We start from the raw sequence: 20,338 nt of genomic DNA on the forward strand, positions 1-20,338 counted from the left end.
CATGGCCGAGACCGCACACGCACTCCCGCTCGACCCCCTCGAGCCCCGGGACCTCGTCGCGCCGCACCACGACGACAAGTCCCTCAATGAAACCCTGCTCGACCATGTCTGGCGCAAGCCCGGCAAGGGCTGGTTCATGCTGCTGGGCATCACGTCCGCGGCGCTGGGCCTGCTGGTCGTCGGTGTCACGTACACCCTCGCGCGCGGCATCGGCGTGTGGGGCAACAACCAGCCCGTCGGCTGGGCGTTCGACATCATCAACTTCGTCTGGTGGGTCGGTATCGGCCACGCCGGTACGCTCATCTCCGCCATCCTCCTGCTCTTCCAGCAGAAGTGGCGCACGAGCATCAACCGCTTCGCGGAAGCCATGACGCTGTTCGCGGTCATGTGCGCGGGTCTGTTCCCGCTGCTCCACACGGGCCGTCCCTGGTTCGCGTTCTGGCTGTTCCCCTACCCCAGCACCCTGGGCGCCTGGGCGCAGTTCCGCTCGCCGCTCGTGTGGGACGTGTTCGCCATCTCCACGTACCTCACGGTGTCCGCCCTCTTCTGGTTCGTGGGCCTCATCCCGGACCTGGCCGCCCTGCGTGACTCGTCCAAGACGAAGCTGCAGCGCACCATCTACGGCCTGTTCGCCCTCGGCTGGCGCGGCTCCGGCCGTCACTGGCACAACTACAAGATCGCCTACCTGCTGCTGGCCGGCCTCTCGACGCCGCTCGTGGTGTCCGTGCACACCATCGTGTCGTTCGACTTCGCCGTCTCCCAGATTCCGGGCTGGCACGCGACCATCTTCCCGCCCTACTTCGTGGCCGGCGCCGTGTTCAGCGGCTTCGCGATGGTCATCACCCTCATCGTGCCCGCCCGCAAGTACCTGGGCCTCCGGGACGTCATCACCGACCGCCACCTGGAGAACATGAACAAGGTCATCCTGGCGACGGGCCTGCTCGTGTCCTACGGGTACCTGATGGAGCACTTCATCGCCTGGTACTCCATGAACCAGTACGAGTTCTGGACCTTCTACGTGAACCGCGCCACGGGCCCCTACGCCGGCGTGTACTGGCTGATGATCGCCTGCAACGTCATCACCCCGAACATCTTCTGGTTCAAGAAGGCGCGCACCAGCATCCCCATCATGTGGGTGGCGTCCATCGCGGTGAACATCGGCATGTGGTGCGAGCGTTTCATCATCATCGTGACGTCGCTCTCCCAGGACTTCCTCCCCTCGTCGTGGGACATCTACACGCCGACCTGGGTGGACTGGTGCATCTACATCGGCACGCTGGGCCTGTTCGGCACCCTGTTCCTCCTGTTCCTCAAGTTCGTTCCCGCCGTCGCGGTGAGCGAGGTGAAGGAGCTCCAGCTGGAGCTCAAGCACGCCGCCCACGCCGCCCATGGCAACGGACACCACGGCTCGGACGCCGCGGCCACCCACGGAGCGCACTAGCATCATGGAAGCCAAGGTCCTTGATTCCTGGGTGATGGCCGAGTTCGCCACCCCGGAAGCCCTCGTCTCCGCGACGCAGCAGATGCGCGAGAAGGGCTTCCAGGGGATGGACACCTACTCCCCGTACCCGCTGCACGGCGGGTCGGAGGCCCTCGGTCTGCCCCCCTCCCGCGTGCCCTTCATCGCCCTGGGCGGCGGCCTCACCGGCATGGTGACCGCCCTCGCGATGCAGACGTGGATGAACACCGTCGACTACCCGCTCAACGTGGGTGGCCGTCCGCTCCTGAGCCTCCCGGCCTGGGTGCCCATCACGTTCGAGCTGAGCGTGCTGTTCGCCGCGTTCGGCATCTTCTTCGGCCTGCTCGGCCTGAGCCGGCTGCCGCAGCCCTACCACCCGGCCTTCGAGTCGGAAGAGTTCCGCAGCGCGTCCACGCACGGCTTCTGGCTGAGCATCCCGCACCCCACGGGAACGGACGCCGCGGACGTCAAGAACCAGCTGACGGCCCTGGGCGCGACCCACGTGACCGTCGTGTCGGGAGAGAACGAATGAGGTGGCTCATCCCCGCCGCCGGGCTCGCCGCGCTCACGGGCTGCAACGTCAGCTCGGAGTTCCTCCAGCGCATGGAGACCCAGGCCAAGTACGAGTACTACGAGACGTCCGAGTTCTGGCCGGACGGCCGCGCCATGCGCGTGCCCCCCGCCGGCACCGTCCCGCGCGAGCGGCCGGTGGGCAACCCGGGCATCTCCACGGGCCGCGCCAACGGCGTCGCCGTGAACGCCATCCCGCTGCCGGTGGACAAGCAGCTGCTGGCGCTGGGCCAGAAGAAGTACAACATCGTCTGCTCGCAGTGCCATGGCGTGCTCGGCGACGGCAACAGCGTCGTGGCGGAGAACATGGCGCTGCGCCTGCCGCCGTCCCTGCTGGAGCTCGCGGACAAGCCTGCCGGCCACTTCTACACCGCCATCAACGAGGGCTACGGCATCATGCCGTCCTTCTCGGGTGAGCTCGACACGCGTGAGCGCTGGGCCGTCGTCGCCTACGTGCGCGCGCTGCAGGCCGCCCGCAGCACCGCCGGGACGCAGCCCGTTCCGCAGGAGAACCGATGACTGCCATGGAGCGCTACACCGGCACGCCCAAGCTGATGGTGCCCGCGTTCGGCCTGGGCGTGGTGGGCCTCGTGCTCACCGCCGTGGGCTTCTTCATGAACCCCGAGGCGACCAGCTTCAGCTACCTCTTGGGCTTCACCTACTGGGTCGGCATCAGCGTGGCCGCCCTCATCATGCTGGCCATCTTCCACACGGCCAAGGCGAAGTGGCCCATCGTCCTGCGCCGCGCCATGGAGACCATCTCCATCGCGGTGCCTGTCTTCGCGGTGCTCATCCTCGCCCTCATCCCGATGATGAAGTACCTCTACCCCTGGGTGGACGGCTCCCCGCTGGCCGCGAACATCCACGGCATCGAGGTGGAGCACCTGGCCCACAAGAAGCACGGCTACCTGAACCTGGGCTTCTTCGCCGCCCGCCAGGTCATCTACTTCGTGGTGTGGATCTTCGTCTCGCACCGGCTGTACGGCTGGAGCACCCAGCAGGACGAGGTGGGCGGGCTGGAGCTCACCGTCAAGCAGCGCAAGTTCTCCCCGGGCGCCCTGCCCTTCCTGGCGCTGACCATCACCTTCGCCGCCTTTGACTGGCTGATGAGCCTCACCCCGCTGTGGCAGTCCACCATCTTCGGCGCCTACTACTTCGCCGGCAGCTTCCTGGCCGCCTTCTGCGTCCTCACGCTGGCCACGGTGCGGGCCCAGGGCAAGGACCTCTACGGCAGCCTGGTGAAGACGTCGCACTACCACAACCTGGGCAAGCTCATCTTCGCCTTCACGGCGTTCTGGGCCTACATCGGCTTCTCCCAGTTCCTGCTGGTGTGGATCGCCAACATCCCGGAAGAGGCCCCCTGGTACGGCCTGCGCATGTACGGCCCGTGGCGCGGCGTCTCCTACGTCATCTTCTTCGGCCACTTCGTGCTGCCGTTCTTCACGCTGCTGTCACGCAAGCTGAAGGAGAAGCCCGGGACCCTGGCGGTGGCCGCCACCTACATGCTTCTCATGCACGCCGTGGACCTGTATTGGCTCATCTGGCCGGCGTTCTCCGGTGAGGCGGGCCCGACCTTCCACTGGACGATTCTCACGGCCTTCGTGGGCGTGGGCGGAGTCGCGGTGGGCTACGCCCTGTTCCGGGCGCGCGGTCGGTACACCTTCCCGGTGAAGGACCCCTACATCGCGGAGTCCCTGAGGTACGTGCAGCCATGAAGAAGACCCAGTCCGAAGTCGAATCGCGGGTCATCGTCGGCGCGCATGGCGTGGCGGCCGAGGAAGACCACCTCGTCATGGGGAAGATCATCGGCGTCGGTGTGGGCGCCATGGTCCTCTTCCTCGTGGGCGCGGTGTGGGCCTGGCGCATCCAGGTCGTCACCATGCAGGAGGCCCAGCCGGAGGGGCCGCCCCCCCGCCCCGCCGCGGTGGGCCAGTACGAGGTCGGCATCGTGAACCAGCGCCTGTTCGAACAGGACTGGCGCGCGACGGAGAAGCTGGGCGGCCAGCAGGAGGCGCTGAAGAACGGCTGGGGTGACCAGCCGGGCGTCGCCGCCCACAAGCCGCTGGCGGACGCCATGGACCAGGTCATCACGACCGAGGCCCAGAAGGCCCGCGAGCCGGCCCCGGCTCCGGCTCCCCCCCAGGCCCCGGCGCCCGCGCCCAACGCGGCGCCCCCGGCCCCGGCCCCGAAGAAGTAGGCTCCCACCCGCTCCTCCTGCCCCCGAGCCGTCCCTCGCCATGCCGTCCCTCTTCCCCCACTCCTCCGCCCGTGCCGCCGGGCTCCTCGCGGCGCTCGTGCTGGTGCTCACCAGCGTCACGCCCGCGTCCGCCCTGCCGGGTGGAGGCAAGACGCCCCGCGCCATCGTGGAGGCGGACTCCGACCTGCCCCCGCCGGTGACGGGGGTGGACGTGGAGGAGCACCTGGGGGAACCGCTCCCCCTGGAGACGCGCTTCGTGGACTCCAGTGGGGAGGAAGTGCGGCTGGGCACGCTGCTGTCCAAGACGCGCCCCACCCTGCTCACGCTCGTCTATTACGAGTGCCCCATGCTCTGTAACCTCGTCATCAACGAGCAGGTCCGCGTGATGCGCGAGCTGGGCCTGGAGCTGGGCAAGGACTACGAGGCCGTCACCGTCAGCATCGACCCCAAGGACACCCCGGCGCAGAGCGCCGAGCGGCGGCGCAAGTATCTGCAGTCCATGGGCAAGCCGGAGACGGCTCCGTGGCACTTCCTGACCGGCACCGACGAGAACATCCACAAGCTCGCCGATGCCGTGGGCTTCAAGTACACGTATGAACCGAGCACGAAGCAGTACGCCCACCCTGCGGTGGTCACCGTGCTCACGCCGGAGGGGAGCATCTCCCGCTACCTCTACGGCACGTCGTTCGACCGCAAGGACGTGAAGCTTTCGCTGCTGGAAGCAGCGGGCGGTCGGGTCGGGACGAGCGTCGATCGCATCGTCATGTCCTGTTTCAAGTATGACACCGCCACGCGGCGGTACGGTTTCTACATCTTCGGGTTCATCCGCCTGGGCTCCCTGGCTGTCTTCGGCGCCCTGGCCACGATGCTGATCTATTTCTGGAGGCGCGAGCTGAAGAAAGGCGCGACTACATGAGCGACCTGGCCAACCAATTCCTGTTCCTCCCGGAGCGCGCGTCCACGTTCGCGGAACGGGTCGACTTCCTGCACTACTTCGTCGTCGGTACGACGATGGTGATGTCCGCGGGCGTCGGCCTCGCGGCGCTCTTCATGTTCTTCCGCTACCGTCGGCGGGAGGCCCACCAGCACACCGAATACGTGGTGCCGGACCTGAAGACGGAGTTCCTCTTCGTGTCCGTCCCGCTGGTGTTCTTCCTGGCGTGGTTCGCCATCGGGTTCCGGGACTTCACCTGGTACACCACCCCGCCCAAGGACTCGATGGATGTCTACGTCATGGGCAAGCAGTGGATGTGGAAGTTCTCCTATCCGGAGGGCCCCAACGGCGTGAACGTGCTGCACGTGCCGGCGCATCGCCCGGTGCGCCTGCTCATCACGTCCCGCGACGTCATCCACTCCTTCTTCGTCCCGTCCTTCCGCATCAAGATGGACGCGCTGCCGGGCCGCTACACGCAGGCCTGGTTCGAGGCGACGAAGCCCGGCACGTACCAGGTGCTCTGCACCGAGTACTGCGGCCTGTCGCACTCGAAGATGCTGGCGGAGGTCGTCGTGCTCGCGCCGGAGGACTACGAGAACTGGCTGAAGGAGCAGCAGCGCGGCCGCCTACAGGACCGGCAGGACGCGCTGGCGGACACGTCGCTCGTGCCGCCCGTCGCCCGCATGGCCGAGCAGGGCCAGAAGCTGGTGGGCACGCAGGGCTGCCTCAAGTGCCACTCGGTGGACGGCTCCAAGCACATCGGCCCCACCTTCCTGGGCCTCTACGAGCGCAACGAGAAGCTCGCGGACGGCCAGGACATCCGCGTGGATGAAGCCTACATCACCCAGTCGATGATGGACCCGGGCGCGCACATCGTCGCCGGCTACCAGAACGTGATGCCGACCTACCAGGGCAAGCTGCAGGGCCCCGAGTCGGCCGCCATCGTCGAGTACATCAAGACGCTGCGCACCGCGAACGTGCGCGAGACCGCTTCCGAGGGCCCCGCCTATGACCCCATCCAGTAGCATCGCCGCGCCGGGGGCCGTCCCCGGCCATGAGGCGACCGACGACCACGGCCACCACCCGAGCTACCTGACGGACGGCACCACGGTGAAGTCGTGGCTGCTGACGGTGGACCACAAGCGCATCGGCATCATGTACATGGCGTGGATCCTGCTCTTCTTCCTGGTGGGCGGCATCTTCGCGCTGCTCATCCGGATCGAGCTGCTCACGCCGGGCCCGACCATCATGGACGCGATGACGTACAATCGCGTCTTCACGCTGCATGGCATCGTCATGATCTTCTTGTTCATGATCCCTGCCATCCCGGCCATCTTCGGCAACTTCCTGCTGCCGCTGATGCTGGGCGCCAAGGACGTGGCGTTCCCCCGCCTGAACCTGCTGTCGCTCTACGTGTACCTGGCCGGCGCGGGCTTCGCGCTCTGGGGCATGCTCAACGGCGGCCTGGACACCGGCTGGACCTTCTACACGCCGTACAGCGCGCACACGACGACCACGGTGGCGCCGGTGCTCTTCGGCGCGTTCATCATCGGGTTCAGCTCCATCCTCACGGGCATGAACTTCATCGTCACCACGCACACCATGCGCGCGCCGGGCATCACCTGGTTCAAGATGCCGCTGATGGTGTGGGCGCTCTACGCCACCAGCTGCATCCAGGTGCTGGCGACGCCGGTGATTGGCCTGCTGCTGCTGCTGGTGACGGCGGAGAACCTGTTCAGCCTGGGCATGTTCGACGTGGCCCGCGGCGGTGACCCGGTGCTCTTCCAGCACCTGTTCTGGTTCTACAGCCACCCGGCCGTGTACATCATGGTGCTGCCGGCGTTCGGCGTGATGAGCGAGATCGTCTCCGCCTTCAGCCGCAAGAACATCTTCGGCTACCGCGCGGTGGCGTACTCCAGCGTGGGCATCGCGTTCGTGGGCTTCTTCGCCTGGGGACACCACATGTTCGTGTCCGGCCAGTCCACCTTCAACGCCGGCGTGTTCGGCGTGCTGTCGATGCTGGTGGGCGTGTTCACCGCCATCAAGGTCTTCAACTGGGTGGGCACCGTCTACAAGGGCGCGGTGGAGTTCACGACCCCGTTCGCCTACTTCTGCGGCTTCCTGTTCTTCACCGTGTTCGGTGGCATGACGGGCATCGCGGTGGCGACGGTGTCGCTGGACGTGCCCTGGCACGACACCTACTTCGTCGTGGCGCACTTCCACTTCATCATGGTGGGCGCGACGATCATGGCCTTCCTGGCCGCGCTCCACTACTGGTTCCCGAAGATGTTCGGGAAGATGTACCACGAGGGGTGGGGCCTGGTGTCCGCGGCGCTCATCATCCTGGGCTTCAACGCGACGTTCATCCCCCAGTTCCTCGTGGGCAACGCGGGCATGCCGCGCCGCTACTACGAGTACCCGGAGCGCTTCCAGGCGCTGAACGTGGCGTCCACGGCGGGCGCTTCGCTGCTCGCGTTCGGGTTCATCATCATCGCGGTGTACCTGACGTACGCGCTCATCTACGGCGAGCGCGTGGACAACCCGTGGAACAGCAAGGGCTACGAGTGGCTGACCATGTCCCCGCCGCCCACGCACAACTTCATTGGCCCGCAGCCGACGTATCCCGAGGAGCCGCACTTCTACGTGGATCCGAAGAAGGCCCAGGGCGAGGTGTCGGATGTCTAGCGCGCACGTGACGCCGGGCTCGGTGCCCGGTCCCAAGCTGGCCGCCCACTTCGCGTCGCTGGAGGTCCAGAAGCACGCGGCGCGGTTGGGCATGTGGCTGTTCCTCGCCACGGAAATCCTGCTCTTCGCGGGTCTGTTCGCGTGCTACGCGGCCTACCGCTTCCTGTTCCCGGAAGCGTGGGCGGCCTCCAGCCGCAGCCTGGACCTGACGATGGGCACCATCAACACGGTGGTGCTCATCACCTCCTCGTTCACCGCCGCCATGGCGGTGCACTACGCCAAGGAGGGGAAGAACAAGATGGTGGGGCACATGAACGTGCTCACCCTCCTGATGGCGCTGGGCTTCCTCGTCATCAAGTTCTTCGAGTACAAGCACAAGTTCCACATCGGGACGCTGCCGGGCCGCTACTACTTCTACGAAGGCATCCAGCTGCCGGGCGCGCCGATGTACTTCTCCGTGTACTTCGCCTCCACGGCGCTGCACGCCCTGCACGTCGTCATCGGCATGACGGTGCTGGCGTTCGCCACGGTGCGCGCGTACCGCGTCGGGGACTTCAACGCGAACAACTACACGCAGGTCGAGCTGGGCTCCATGTACTGGCACCTCGTCGACCTGGTGTGGATCTTCCTCTTCCCGATGCTGTACCTGGTCTGAGGGTTACGACATGGCCATCGCCAACGAATCGCATCAGGAAGAGCACAACATGCAGGAGCACCACGGCGCCGGGCGCTACGTGGTCATCTGGATTGCCCTGCTGGTGCTCACGCTCGTCACCGTCTTCACCGGCCGCATGCACCTGCCTGACTTCGGCCTGGTGCTGGCGCTCATCATCGCCAGCGTGAAGGGCACGCTGGTGGCGCTGTACTTCATGCACCTGTCGGAGCACCAGGGCGCCAACCGCCTGGTGTTCGGCGTGTCCATCATCTTCGTGGTCCTGCTCATCGGCTTCTCGCTGATGGACCTGGGCACCCGCTTCCGGCTGGCCAACCCCCCGGGGTCGCAGTACAGCGACCTCCAGGCGGTGGACATCGGCGCGAACCCGGCGGAAGGCCGCCAGGGCGGGCACCAGCAGGTGGAGAAGCAGGGACACGAAACGCACGAGTAGTCCCCGCGCCCTCGAAGTCCCCTGAAGCACGAACGCGGCGCCCGGGTTTCTTCCCTGGCGCCGCGTCGCTTTTGCGGGCTGCGACTCCCTGAGGCCGCGGACTACAGGGCGACGGTCAGGTTGAAGGAGAGCGCCGTGTCGGTGGACACCTTGCCCGGGGGCGGAGCGCTGTCGGACTTCACGAGGAAGCCCACGCCCAGGGCCAGCGCGTCGGTGAGGTTCGCCATCACCTGCGTCTGGCTGCTGAAGAGGACGCGCGAGTCGGAGATGACGCTGACCAGGATCTCCGCCTCTTCCTGGAAGGTGATGTCCTTGGAGACGCCGTAGCGGAACAGGACGCCGAAGCGCGGACCGCCCAGGTCCACGTCCGGCAGGTCCACGCGCTCCGGGTAGTACTGGAAGCGCGTCTCGCGTGCGTAGCGGAAGGCGAAGTCGGTGCGCAGGACGGCTTCGCGCACGCTGGCCTTCTCATCCCGCTTGGTGTCGAACCAGAAGATGCTGGCGCCGGCTTCACCGTAGGGCCGCGCCTCCACGCTCTTGATGTGGTCCGTGTCCACGCCGGCCAGCAGGTAGCCGCTGATCTCCTGCGTGAAGCGGCGGTCCCCGCGCAGTTCCACGCCCGCGTTGAGGGCCACCACCTGGGACAGCGACTCCACCTCCCCCTCCACCTGGGGCGGGCGGCTGCGGCCGTACGCGCCGAAGGCCTTCACGGAGTAGATCCAGTTCTCCGTCTTGCGCAGCGCGCTGGCCAGGCCACTCACCGTCAGCGTGGACGCGTTGCCCGTGAGGGAGATGAGGCTCAGGCCCACGCTGACGTCCCAGACGCTGGGCTTCACGGGGGCCGCGGCGGCGGCGGCCTCGGCAGCGGGCGCGGCGGGCGGCGGCGGCGGGGCGATGGGCGCGCGCGCGGTCACTTCGGCCAGGCGCTCGATGGCCTCCGCGAGCCGGGCGCTGGCCTCGGCGGCGCGCTCGGCGGCGATGGCGGCGCGCTCGGCGGCGGCGGCGGCACGCTCGGCGGCGGGGGCGTCCGCGGGGAGGGAGGGCGGCGCGGGCGGCGCGGGAGCGCGGACGGCGGCCGGAGGCGGTGGGGCGGCGGGACGCGGGGCGGGCGCCGGCGTCTGGGATTGCAGTGACGAGGCGAGCAGCAGCGCAACGGGGAGCATCGGAGTTCCTTGGGGTGAGGCAGGTGCGGCAGCGGACCTGCAAGGGAGCGTGAAGGGCCGGCTCCCTTTCCGGCGCGAACTTCTTAGCGCATGCGGGACAGGGAGCGTCCTGACCTTCTAGGCTTGAAGTGTGGGTCCTCCCTGGACCCGGTACATGAGGACCCGCCCTTGAGGCCCACCCTGCTCCCGCTGCTGTTCGCGCTGTCGTTGTGGCCCGCCGTCGTCCCGGCGGCCCAGAGGGTGACCGTGCCGGTGGACGTGGGCGTGGGGCCGGCGGTGTTCGTCTTCTCCGGCCCCATCGCGGACGACCAGTTCCTGCACACGGGGCTGAAGCTGTCGGTGGACGCGGTGCTGGACAAGGAGTGGCTGCGCAAGAACCAGCGCGCGATTCCCGCGCGCTACCGCAAGCAGGCGAAGCAGATGGAGGAGATCCGCATCTCGCCGTCCATCTTCATCCCGGACTCGTTCATCATCTCGCCGAAGTATCGCGACACGGGGATGTACGGCGTGACGTTCAAGCCGCTGGGCGTGGGGCTGCCGCTGTCGTCCAGCCCGGTGCGCTTCAAGCTGGGCGTGGGGCTGGTGTTGACGTACGCGTACATCTTCTCCGACACGCTGCCGGACACGCACTTCCTGCGGCCCGGCGCGAGCCTGGGCGCGGACCTGGAGTTCCAGCTGGCGAAGAGCTTCCTCGTCAGCGTGGGCTGGGAGTCCACCTTCTACGTGCCGCAGGAGCTGGGCGGGCTGGGGCTGCCGGACTCGCTGGGCGACGGCATCTTCCACGTGGGGCAGGCGTACCTGCAGCTGCATTTCCGGTTCCCGTACACCACGACGCTGTAGCGCTCGCGCTCGGGCGGGGCGCGCGTCTAGCGTGCCCCGCACCATGTCCCTCGTCCTCGCCACCGACGCGCAGAAGGCGCAGCGCGACGCCGTCACCCATGCCGCGTGGGGTTCGCCCCTGAGCGTGCCGCAGTACCAGGAGCGCGAAGCCCGGCTGCGCGCGCACCCGTGGAGCCGCGAGGGCATGAACACCTGGCTGTGGCTGGCGGACGACGGCCGGGTGCTGGCGTCGTGCGAGACCTTCCACACGGACAGCTTCCTCAGGGGCGCGGACGGACAGCTCACGCAAGGGGACAGCTACGCCATCGCGAGCGTCTTCACCGAGGAGCCCCTGCGCGGCCGGGGACACGCCACGCGGTTGATGGACGCCGTGGCCGCGGCGCTGGAGCAGGTGGCGCCGCGTCCGCACGCGGTGGTCCTCTTCTCCGACGTGGGAGCGCCGCTGTACCGCCGGTCAGGCTACGTGGAGGTGCCCGCGTGGGACTGGCGGCTGGACGCGGTGGATGCGCCGGGGGGACGGCCGGTGGACGGCGGGCTCCAGGAGACGGACGTGGCGGCGGCGCTCGCGCGGATGCGCCGGCCGGACGCGCCCTTCTTCCTGTGGCCCAGCGCCACGCAGGTGGACTGGCACCTGGAGCGGGAGCGCATCTACGCGGAGCTGCTGGCACGGCCCCGGCCCCGGACGTGCGGCGCGGTGGTGGGCGGGTCCACCGCGCTGTGGGTGATGAACGCGCGCTACGGCGAGCTGGTGGTGTTGATGCTGGACGCGCGGGACGCCTCCGCGGCGGAGGCGCTGCTCACGGAGGCGCGCCGCGTGGCGCATCACGCGGGGCTCAAGCGCGTGGTGTGGTGGGAGGAGCCCTCGACGGCGCCCCTCCTCACGGGGGTGCCCGGCGCGGTGCGAGTGCAGCGGGACGGGTCGCTGCCCATGCTGCGCCCGCTGCGCGCGGGCCTGCCTCCCGCGCCGGAGGTCCCCTTCCCTCGCGCCCTCTGGGTGTGAGCCGCGCGGGCAGGCCCTGTTGCCTCGGGGCCGCGCTTCGGAGCCTCCGCGCCTCCATGCCTGGATGCCGCTCTGGCGGCCCGACCTCCAGCCCGCTGGGACGGCGGCTTCAACCCGGATGTGTCAGGCGGCGACAGGTCCCCTAGGATGCGCCCATGGCCGAGCGAAGGCGCATCATCGAGGGCTCCTGGAACTGCACGTCCTGCGGCGCCAGGAACATCCCCGCCCGTCACAAGAACTGCCCCTCCTGCAACAACCCGCGGGAGCTCAGCGGCAAGGAGTCCGAGTTCGACTTCGGGGACGTGGACGCGGCCTCCGGCAAGTCCACCCGCGAAGGCGTCAGCGACGAGCAGGCCCTGGACATGGCCGGCGCTGGCGAGGACTGGTTCTGCGCCTACTGCGGCGCGGCCAACCGGGGCGACGGCAAGCGCTGCCGGCAGTGCTCCGCGGAGAGGGGCTCGGATGCGAAGGCCGCGCCCATCGCGGACCTGGGCCCCAAGCCCCCACCGAAGCCCGCGCCCAAGCCCCGCCGCTTCGGGAAGGTGGCGCTCATCGTGGTGGGCATCCTCAGTTCCTGCTGCCTGGGCACCTGCGCGGTGGGCCTCTGGGGAAACATGAAGCATGAGCTCAAGGGTGAGGTGGTGGCGACGAACTGGCGCCGCGCGCTGGTCCAGGAGCGCTTCGTGCCGGAGACGCGCACGGGCTGGCGGGACGAGCTGAACACGACCGCGCCGCGCATGCCGGTGAATGGCACGGGCGAGGTCGCGGGCGTGACGAACATCCGCGACTGCGTGTCCCGGCAGCGGGGCACCCGCCGGGTGGCGGACGGCACCCAGCGCGTGTGCCGGACGAAGTCGCGCAAGGTGGCCTGCGGCACCGAGGAGAAGTGCACCCGCCGCGACAAGGGCAACGGCTTCGCCGAGGAGGTCTGCCACGACGTGACGAAGTACTGCAACGAGTCCTACGAGGACTGCGACACGGAGACGCGCTACCGCAACGAGCCCGTCTACTCGCAGCAGTGCTCCTATGACACGTACGTGTGGAAGCCGGTGGACACGCGCGAGCTCAAGGGCACGGACGGGCCGCCGCGCTGGCCGGAGCTCACCGCCGGGACGAACGAGCGGTTGCGGCGCGAGGAGGACTACAGCGTGCTCGTGCGCTACGACGACGACGGCGTGAAGCAGCACGAGGTGAAGCCCACGCGCGAGGAGGAGTTCGTCGCGTGGAAGAAGGGCCAGGGCGTCACGCTCACCGTGACGAACCTGGGCAAGGTGGAGCAGGCCGTCCGCCGCTGAGGCGAACCGCCAAGGAGCTGCATGGAGTGCACCTGCTGTGGCGCCTGCTGCGTGGCGCCGGACATCGCCGCGCTGGACAAGCCCCTGGGGCTGCGCTGCCCGCACCTGGGCGCGGACAACCTGTGCACCGTCTATGACCGGCGGCCCCAGGTGTGCCGGGACTACGCGGCGGACGAGGTGTGCCGCCGCATCGAGGCGCCCACCCTGGAGGAGCGCGTGCACAACTACCTGGCGCTGTTCCAGCTCACCGAGGAGGCGGAGGCCGTGCGGAAGTCCGGCTGCGCCTCCATGCGGATGGCTCGCGCCATCCGGGAGCGCAAGTGACGTTCCAGCCCACCGAGCCGTTCGTGCCCGCACCGGGCCTTCGTGGCGCGCATGCGCAGACCATCTACGCGTCGGTCGTGCGGCCCACCCGCGTGCCGCCCCTGCGCCGGGAGCGGCGCGATCTGCCCGACGGAGACTTCGTCGACCTGGACACCTTCGACGGCCCCCGGGGCGCGCCGCACGTGGTGGTGCTGCACGGCCTGGAGGGGTCCTCTCAAGCGGGCTACGTCACGGAGGTGCTGCGGGGCGCGGCGAAGCGCGGCTGGGGCGCCACGGCGATCAACTTCCGCTCGTGCAGCGGAGAGCCGAACCGGCTGGCCCGGGCGTACCACTCCGGGGACACGGCGGACACGCTGCTGGTGATGGCGGACGTGCGCGAGCGCATCACCGGGCCGATGCTCGCGGTGGGCTTCTCGCTGGGCGCCAACGTGCTGTGCCGGCTGCTGGAGGAGACCGGGGACCAGGCGCCCGTGGCCGCCGCCGCGTCCATCAGCGCGCCGTACGACCTGGACGCGTGCTGCCGGAAGCTCGATGGCGGCAGCGGCTACCACTGGCTCTACCGCGAGCGGTTCCTGCGCACGCTCAAGAGCAAGGCCCGCGCGAAGCTGCAGCGATTCCCGGGCGCGTTCGACGGGGCGCGCATGGAGGCGGCGCGCACCATCCGCGGCTATGACGACGTGGTCACCGCGCCCCTGCATGGCTTCCGGGACGCGACGCACTACTACCGGGAGGCGTCGTCGGGGCCCAGGCTCGCGGACATCCGCCGGCCCACGCTGCTCCTGAGCTCCGCGGATGATCCGATGCTGGAGGCGCCGGTGATTCCGCCCTCGGCGCGGGACAACCCGTTCCTCAGCGTGGTGCTGACCGAACGGGGCGGCCACGTGGGCTTCGTCGCGGGCCGCGCGTACCGCCCGTACTTCTGGGCGGAGGCGCAGGCGCTCACGTTCTTCGAGCGGGTGCTCGGCCGCTGATCAACCGAAGAAGAACGCGAAGCCGAGCTTCCCGGACGGCTGGATGGTGCGCATCATCCACGACCGCGTCTCCACGGGAGACAGCGAGTCGCGGAAGGGCTCATCCAGCTTCTGGAGGCTGGGGACCTCCATCTCCATGAAGCTCGCGCCGCCGCGCACGAAGAAGCTGAGGCGCCGGGTGGCGTTGAACTCCAGGCCCAGGTGCGTGCTGAAGTACGAGTAGCCCACGCGCTCCATGGAGGAGGTGGGCAGCTGCGTGCGATCCGCGAGCCGCCGGTTCAGCGTCTTCGTGCTCGCGGCCTGCGCGTGTCCGAACTCCCATGAGAACGAGGGCGAGAGCTTGCCCTTCAGCGGAAGCAGCGTGAGGCCCGCGCGCAAGGCGCCTCGCAGCCCGTTGTGCGCGCCACCGATGTGCAGCCGCAGGTACGGCGAGGGCCGGATGACGCCGGAGAGCCCCGCCCCTTCGGGCATGCCCGCGTCGAGCATCAGACCGAAGGGCGCCAGCCGCTCCGGATCATTCATGCGGCGACGGCCTTCGCCCGGCTGTGCCTGAACCTGAGGCAACTGCACCTGCGGTGCGGTCTGGGCCACGGCCGTATGCGCCGCCAGGACCGCTACCGCCGCGGTGACGATGGACACCGCTCCCATGAGGCTTCTCCCCGTTCCAGACATCGCGCCCCTGCACGATGAGATTTGCGAGGTACGCCGGATCCCGGGAGCACTCCCTCCACGAGACCCGGCTGCGTGTTGCTCCCCCCGACCCGCCACTCCACACCCGCCACACGTCCGGTACTGACTGTCGCGTCGCCTCAATGCCGTCGGCTGGATCGCGAAGCTCTCGCACCGCCACGTCCTGATTGACTGTCCTTCACGTCTCCTGTCCGGCGACCACGACCTCTTTGCCGGACTCCCCCAAACTGCGCACTGCCCCATCCCGCCGCCCAGCCCCGTCCCGCGACCTGCTTGCTGCCTTGCTCGACCGCGCGGCCTGCTGCCCCGTGCCGCGCGTTGCCATGTGCTGCCCTGCTGATCCGTGCTGCGTGCTGCCCCGTCCCGCCCGTCCTGCCCCGTACAGCGTGCTGCCCTGCTGATCCGTGCCGCGTGTTGCGTCCCCCTCCCCCGTCCCGCCCGTCCTGCCCTGTGTTGCTTTTGCTGCCCCGACCCGCCCGACCCCGTCCTGCGTGCTGCCCCGTTCAACCGTGCTGCCCCAACCCCGTCCCGCCCGTCCTGCCCCGTGTTGCCTTTGCTGCCCCGTTCAACCCTTGCTGCCCCGTCCCGCCCTGCCCCGTCCTGCTTACTGCCCCGTCCCGCCCGTCCCGCCCCGTCCGACCCTTGCTGCCCCGTCCTGCGTGCTGCCCCGTCCCGCCCGTCCTGCCCCGTGTTGCCTTTGCTGCCCCGTCCCGCCCTTGCTGCCCCGACCCGCCCGTCCTGCCCCGTCCTGCGTGCTGCCCCGTCCCGCCCGTCCTGCCCCGTGTTGCCTTTGCTGCCCCGACCCGCCCAACCCCGTCCTGCCTTTACTGCCCCGTCCCGCCCGTCCTGCCCCGTGTTGCCTTTACTGCCCCGTCCCGCCCAACCCCGTCCTGCCTTGCTGCCCCGTCCCGCCCGTCCTGCCCCGACCCGCCCGACCCCGTCCTGCTTTGCTCCCCCAACCCCGTCCCGCCCTTGCTGCCCCGTCCCGCCCTGCCCCGTCCTGCTTTGCTGCCCCGTCCCGCCCTGTTCCCCCTGAAGCAGTGCGGCTTCCCCCCCACCGACTCCATCCCCCCCGCCGTGCTGCCCGTCCCTGCTGCCGGGGTGCCTAAGCATTCGCCGTGCCGACGCTTCTCACCGATATATTCCCCTGCAATCTCAGGCACTTGAGCCATCCGACCTGGCGGAACGGGCAGGGCTGTGGGCGCGGAGCCGGAAAAAACTCCTGACCCTTCCGGGCCCCGGCCTAACGTGTGACAGCCTTGTTGACGGGATGATGGAGGAACCCGTGCGCCTTCCAGTCGCCGCCGCACTGCTCAGCCTGGTCGCCTGCTCTGAATCGACCGAAGGCACCACCCCGAAGCTCGAGGGCCTCATCAATCCGCTGCAGCGGCTCGTCACCCCCGCGCGCGTCTGCAACGCCGGTGGCGGCGCGGCCGGATGGCGCCTGGAGCTCATCGGCAGCCGCTTCACCCCCGTGCCCCGCGACGCGCTCACCGACACGCCCTCGGTGGAGCTGCCCCTGGTCTCGCTGAGCGGCCCGAGCGACTACACGCTCCCCGCCGACCACCTCTTCTTCGCGCGCACCGAGCTCATGCGGATGGACCTGCCCACCCGCGACAGCACACCGTCGAACGTGCTGCCACCCGGCGCCTATACCGTCGCCGTGACGAACCCCCTGGGCGGCACCTCCGAGTTCGCGGACGCCCTGCACGTCGTACCGCCGCCGGTCATCACGAACATCACCGCGCCCCAGGGCTTCCACTACAGCGCCGGCAGCCCCCTCGTCATCGAAGGCAGCGGCTTCCGCCCGGACGCGCTGCCGCTCATCGTCCTTCAGCGCGAAGGCGAAGAGGACCAGCCCCTCTTCACCCTCACCGTCGTCTCCGACACGCGCATCGAAACCGAGCTGCCTCCCGCGACGCCGGAAGGCACCTACGCGCTCACCCTCACCAACCCCGAGGGCTGCGCCACCACCCGGCCCCAGGCGCTCACCGTCGACTACGCGCAGCTGGGGGCCCTCACCGTGGCGCCTCGCGGCGGGCCCGCCACCCGCGACACGGCCATCACCCTGATCAGCGCCGCGGGGGCCTTCACCTCCGGCGCCCACGACGTGTACCTCGTCGCGCCCGTGAAGACGGACCCCGGCCAGACGGTGAACATCCCGCTGTACGACGTGACGTACGTCTCCCCGACGCAGCTCAAGGCCACCGTGCCCACGTGCTCCGGCTTCGACCCGCCGCCCGTCACGGATCCCGCGTGTCCCGGCGGCATCGTGCCCGGCACCTACGGGCTCATCGTCGCGGACCCCAGCGGCGCCTTCGGAACCATCCCCGCGTCGTCCGGCTTCACCGTCTCCCCATGAACGCCCTCGCCCTGCTCGCGGTCGCGGCGCTGGCCGCCGCCCCCTCCCCCAAGAAGGACAACGGAGGCCCCTTCTTCATCGCGCCCAAGGTGGGCTTCATCAAGCCCGTCACGTCGCTCGGCGGCGACCTCTTCCTGGGCGGCGAGGTGGGCTACGTCACGCCCCTGCTCCAGCGGCGCCTCGCGCTGGTGCTGGAGGTGAACTACCACCGGCCCTCCACGTCGGGGACGCTGCGCGGGCCCCAGTTGGACAACCTGGGCCAGCCCATCGAGTCCCCGTACACGCTCGCCGAGCGCGAAGTGGCCATCCAGCTGTCCGCCGTGTTCCGCTTCCCCCACGCGCTGGGGCCGCTCACCCCCTACGTGGGCGCGGGCCCCGGCCTGTACCTGCACCGCGCGACGGTGGAGTCGTTCGACGGCACCGCGTCGGAGAGCGGCGGCGGGCTGGGCTTCCAGGCGCTCGCGGGCGCGGAGCTGCCGCTGGGGCCGGGCGGCGCCTTCCTGGAGGCGAAGTACCACTTCGCTCCGGTGGACTTCCTCACCACCGGCGACGTGAACGCGGGCGCGGTGCTCGCGGCCGTGGGCTACCGGCTGCGCCTGTAGCCGCGCGCGAGCCTCAGGGCTTCAGGCCCGGCCCACCGGCGGGCGCAGCATCCGCAAGAGGTGCTGGGCCAAGAGGTCGCGCGTGGCCTGGAGTACGGAGCCCATCAGGTGGTGCAGCGCCTCCGCGGTGTCGCCGTGGGCTTCGCGCACGCGCTCGGAGCGGCCGTCGAAGATGCGCAGCCGGCCGGGCACCAGCGAGATGACTGGCAGCGACGGGTGCCGCTTGCGCAAGAGGCCCAGGAACAGCGGGTGGTCCTCGTCCGGGCGGCGCAGGTCCACCACCACCAGCGCGGGCTTGTTCTCCTTGATGGAGGCGAAGGCGTCATCGGGCTCGCCGGTGGCGGACACCTCCACGTCCGGCTCCGCGTCCAGGAAGCGGCTGAGCAGCGCGCGGGACGCAGGGTGCGGGCTGACGACGAGGACCCGCATCAGCGCGATGCCCGGAAGGACACGGGCCTCCAGCCGGCGGGCGGAGCACGGCGAGCAGCGGCGGGGCGGGTCCAGGCCATGGGGTGAGCAGGTAACGCCCGGCCCCCCCACAAAGCAACCCGCCCCGCGCCCAGAAGGCACGCAGTGCCTCCAGGCAGCCAATCGCCCGCGCCCGTGGTTTCTTCCAGCCTCGCGGACCACAGTGGCGGAGCGCCTTCCAACCCGCTACTTCCCTTCCCGCGCGAGTCTCCTCCCACGTCGGCTCCCCGAGCCCCGAGCGTCCGCCATCGAGCCCCTGCCCTCCCCCCTCACCGAGCTGCACTACGACAGCGGCACGCTGGTGGCCCCGACGCTGCCCGACGACGCGCGCCTGCACGCGCTCTTCCAGAAGGACGGGCGCACGGGCGTCTTCCGCGCGCCCGCGCTGCACTACCGCGACGTCGTCCTGCGCCTGCGCGAATGCGGGCTGCCCTACGAAGACCGGGCGAAGCGCTTCGAGCCGGTGGAGCTGCCCCTCACCGTCCCCATCGAGCCGTTCCCGCATCAGCGCGCGGCGCTGGACGCCTGGACGCGCGCGGGAGGCCGGGGGCTGGTGGAGCTGCCCACGGGCGCGGGCAAGACGCTGCTGGCGGTGCTGGCCATCGCGTGGGTGAAGCGGCCCACGCTGGTGGTGGTGCCCACGCTGGATTTGATGGCGCAGTGGCAGGGCGTGCTGGCGAAGCACTTCTCCGGCCCGGTGGGCATGGTGGGCGGCGGCGTCAACGACCGCCAGACGCTCACGGTGACGACGTACGACTCCGCGGCGATGCAGATGGAGTTCACGGGCAACCGCTTCGGCCTGCTCATCTGCGACGAGTGCCACCACCTGCCCGCGCCCAGCTACCGCTTCATCGCGGAGGGGACGCTCGCGCCCTACCGGCTGGGGCTCACCGCGACGCTGGAGCGCGCGGACGGCGGCGAGCGCGTGTGCGAGGAACTGCTGGGCCCGCTGGTGCACCGCACCGGCATCGACGAGCTCCAGGGCCAGTACCTGGCGCCCTACGAGGTCCGCCGCATCGAGGTGCCACTGACGCCCGACGAGAAGACGCGCTACGACGAGGCGCGCGGCCGCTACCTCACCTTCGTGAGGAGGCTGGGTGTGCCGCTCGCGTCGCCGGAGGGCTGGGCGCGCTTTCTTGCCCAGAGCCAGCGCAGCGACGAAGGGCGCGCGGCGTACCGGGGCTACCGGGAGCAGCGCCGCATCGCGCTCACCTCCAGCGGCAAGCTGGACGCGCTCTGGAAGATCCTGCTGGAGCACCGCGAGGACCGCGTCATCGTCTTCACGGACGACAACGAGACGGTCTACACGCTCGCGCGGAAGCTGCTGCTGCCCGCGCTCACGCACCACACGCCGCTGCCGGAGCGCAAGGCACTGCTGGCCGCGTTCGCCAGCGCGGAGCTGCCCGTGCTGCTCACCTCCCGGGTGCTCAACGAGGGCGTGGACGTGCCCGAGGCGCGCGTGGGCGTGGTGCTCAGCGGCAGCGGCAGCGTGCGCGAACACGTCCAGCGCCTGGGCCGCATCCTGCGAAAGCGCCCCGGCAAGCGCGCCCTCTTGTACGAGGTGTGCTCCGCGCAGACGGCGGAGAGCGGCATCAGCGAGAGGCGCCGGCAGCACCGCGCCTACCAGGAACCGGAGGGCCCACCCGATGCCGGCGCATGACAGTCCCTCGCG

General features: G+C 69.7%; 21 protein-coding genes. 18 read left to right on the forward strand and 3 right to left on the reverse strand.

Annotated features, from left to right (window positions below):
- The first annotated feature begins 1 nt into the window (after position 1).
- The 10 genes from nrfD to NR792_RS19760 are packed head-to-tail and all read left to right on the forward strand — an operon-like array spanning position 2 to position 8,951.
- Entirely contained in the window at positions 2 to 1,441 is a 1,440-nt protein-coding gene (nrfD, locus tag NR792_RS19715) for an NrfD/PsrC family molybdoenzyme membrane anchor subunit (RefSeq protein ID WP_223739104.1), read from the forward strand.
- Between the two features lie 4 nt (positions 1,442 to 1,445).
- Complete coding sequence (locus NR792_RS19720; RefSeq protein ID WP_375761552.1) at positions 1,446 to 1,991, forward strand: DUF3341 domain-containing protein; 546 nt, start codon at positions 1,446 to 1,448, stop codon at positions 1,989 to 1,991.
- The gene (locus NR792_RS19725; protein ID WP_120530384.1) at positions 1,988 to 2,548 is read left to right on the forward strand and encodes a cytochrome c; all 561 of its coding nucleotides are present in this window, start codon (positions 1,988 to 1,990) and stop codon (positions 2,546 to 2,548) included. The genes NR792_RS19720 and NR792_RS19725 overlap by 4 nt, the downstream gene beginning before the upstream one ends.
- Positions 2,545 to 3,744: a hypothetical protein gene (locus tag NR792_RS19730; protein ID WP_375761553.1), complete on the forward strand. Its 1,200-nt coding sequence runs from the start codon at positions 2,545 to 2,547 to the stop codon at positions 3,742 to 3,744. Before NR792_RS19725 ends, NR792_RS19730 begins: the two co-directional genes overlap by 4 nt.
- Entirely contained in the window at positions 3,741 to 4,226 is a 486-nt protein-coding gene (locus tag NR792_RS19735) for a hypothetical protein (RefSeq protein ID WP_375761554.1), read from the forward strand. Before NR792_RS19730 ends, NR792_RS19735 begins: the two co-directional genes overlap by 4 nt.
- 40 nt (positions 4,227 to 4,266) lie before the next feature.
- A complete protein-coding gene (locus NR792_RS19740; protein ID WP_375754206.1) occupies positions 4,267 to 5,142 on the forward strand; it encodes an SCO family protein in 876 nt (291 codons plus the stop codon).
- The gene (gene coxB, locus NR792_RS19745) at positions 5,139 to 6,185 is read left to right on the forward strand and encodes a cytochrome c oxidase subunit II (RefSeq protein WP_375754207.1); all 1,047 of its coding nucleotides are present in this window, start codon (positions 5,139 to 5,141) and stop codon (positions 6,183 to 6,185) included. The genes NR792_RS19740 and coxB overlap by 4 nt, the downstream gene beginning before the upstream one ends.
- Entirely contained in the window at positions 6,169 to 7,845 is a 1,677-nt protein-coding gene (locus tag NR792_RS19750) for a cytochrome c oxidase subunit I (protein WP_375754208.1), read from the forward strand. Before coxB ends, NR792_RS19750 begins: the two co-directional genes overlap by 17 nt.
- Positions 7,838 to 8,500: a cytochrome c oxidase subunit 3 family protein gene (locus NR792_RS19755; RefSeq protein WP_375754209.1), complete on the forward strand. Its 663-nt coding sequence runs from the start codon at positions 7,838 to 7,840 to the stop codon at positions 8,498 to 8,500. Before NR792_RS19750 ends, NR792_RS19755 begins: the two co-directional genes overlap by 8 nt.
- A gap of 10 nt (positions 8,501 to 8,510) precedes the next feature.
- Complete coding sequence (locus NR792_RS19760; RefSeq protein WP_375754210.1) at positions 8,511 to 8,951, forward strand: cytochrome C oxidase subunit IV family protein; 441 nt, start codon at positions 8,511 to 8,513, stop codon at positions 8,949 to 8,951.
- Between the two features lie 101 nt (positions 8,952 to 9,052).
- Here NR792_RS19760 and NR792_RS19765 read toward each other — a convergent pair whose 3' ends face one another.
- Entirely contained in the window at positions 9,053 to 10,114 is a 1,062-nt protein-coding gene (locus NR792_RS19765) for a DUF481 domain-containing protein (RefSeq protein ID WP_375754211.1), read from the reverse strand.
- A 168-nt stretch (positions 10,115 to 10,282) separates the two neighbouring features.
- Here NR792_RS19765 and NR792_RS19770 point away from each other — a divergent pair, with 168 nt between their 5' ends.
- From NR792_RS19770 to NR792_RS19790, 5 genes are all read left to right on the forward strand, one after another.
- Positions 10,283 to 10,954 carry a hypothetical protein gene (locus NR792_RS19770; RefSeq protein WP_375754212.1) on the forward strand — a complete coding sequence of 224 codons (672 nt, stop codon included), beginning with the start codon at positions 10,283 to 10,285 and terminating at the stop codon, positions 10,952 to 10,954.
- A gap of 43 nt (positions 10,955 to 10,997) precedes the next feature.
- On the forward strand, positions 10,998 to 11,954 hold the full coding sequence (locus tag NR792_RS19775) for a GNAT family N-acetyltransferase (protein WP_375754213.1): 957 nt from the start codon (positions 10,998 to 11,000) through the stop codon (positions 11,952 to 11,954).
- 155 nt (positions 11,955 to 12,109) lie between these two features.
- A complete protein-coding gene (locus NR792_RS19780) occupies positions 12,110 to 13,249 on the forward strand; it encodes a hypothetical protein (RefSeq protein WP_375754214.1) in 1,140 nt (379 codons plus the stop codon).
- Between the two features lie 21 nt (positions 13,250 to 13,270).
- A complete protein-coding gene (locus NR792_RS19785; protein WP_375754215.1) occupies positions 13,271 to 13,573 on the forward strand; it encodes a YkgJ family cysteine cluster protein in 303 nt (100 codons plus the stop codon).
- Positions 13,570 to 14,544: a hydrolase gene (locus NR792_RS19790; protein WP_375754216.1), complete on the forward strand. Its 975-nt coding sequence runs from the start codon at positions 13,570 to 13,572 to the stop codon at positions 14,542 to 14,544. Before NR792_RS19785 ends, NR792_RS19790 begins: the two co-directional genes overlap by 4 nt.
- Here the strand turns inward: NR792_RS19790 and NR792_RS19795 are convergent, their stop codons facing one another.
- Positions 14,545 to 15,192 carry a hypothetical protein gene (locus NR792_RS19795; protein WP_375754217.1) on the reverse strand — a complete coding sequence of 216 codons (648 nt, stop codon included), beginning with the start codon at positions 15,190 to 15,192 and terminating at the stop codon, positions 14,545 to 14,547.
- Positions 15,193 to 16,519: 1,327 nt separating this feature from the next.
- Between NR792_RS19795 and NR792_RS19800 the strand changes: the two genes are divergently transcribed.
- Both NR792_RS19800 and NR792_RS19805 read left to right on the forward strand, forming a co-directional pair.
- On the forward strand, positions 16,520 to 17,596 hold the full coding sequence (locus NR792_RS19800; protein WP_375754218.1) for a hypothetical protein: 1,077 nt from the start codon (positions 16,520 to 16,522) through the stop codon (positions 17,594 to 17,596).
- The gene (locus NR792_RS19805; RefSeq protein WP_375754219.1) at positions 17,593 to 18,198 is read left to right on the forward strand and encodes an outer membrane beta-barrel protein; all 606 of its coding nucleotides are present in this window, start codon (positions 17,593 to 17,595) and stop codon (positions 18,196 to 18,198) included. The genes NR792_RS19800 and NR792_RS19805 overlap by 4 nt, the downstream gene beginning before the upstream one ends.
- Positions 18,199 to 18,219: 21 nt before the next feature.
- On the opposite strand, the gene NR792_RS19810 is transcribed toward NR792_RS19805, so the two are convergent.
- Positions 18,220 to 18,630 carry a response regulator gene (locus tag NR792_RS19810; protein ID WP_120552676.1) on the reverse strand — a complete coding sequence of 137 codons (411 nt, stop codon included), beginning with the start codon at positions 18,628 to 18,630 and terminating at the stop codon, positions 18,220 to 18,222.
- A 292-nt stretch (positions 18,631 to 18,922) separates the two neighbouring features.
- On the opposite strand from NR792_RS19810, the gene NR792_RS19815 reads away from it, so the two are divergent.
- Positions 18,923 to 20,326 (forward strand): DEAD/DEAH box helicase family protein, encoded by a 1,404-nt coding sequence (locus NR792_RS19815; protein ID WP_375761653.1) that lies wholly within the window; start codon positions 18,923 to 18,925, stop codon positions 20,324 to 20,326.
- Positions 20,327 to 20,338: the final 12 nt, after the last annotated feature.

This window comes from Corallococcus exercitus (assembly GCF_042231735.1).
Lineage (GTDB): Bacteria > Myxococcota > Myxococcia > Myxococcales > Myxococcaceae > Corallococcus > Corallococcus exercitus_B.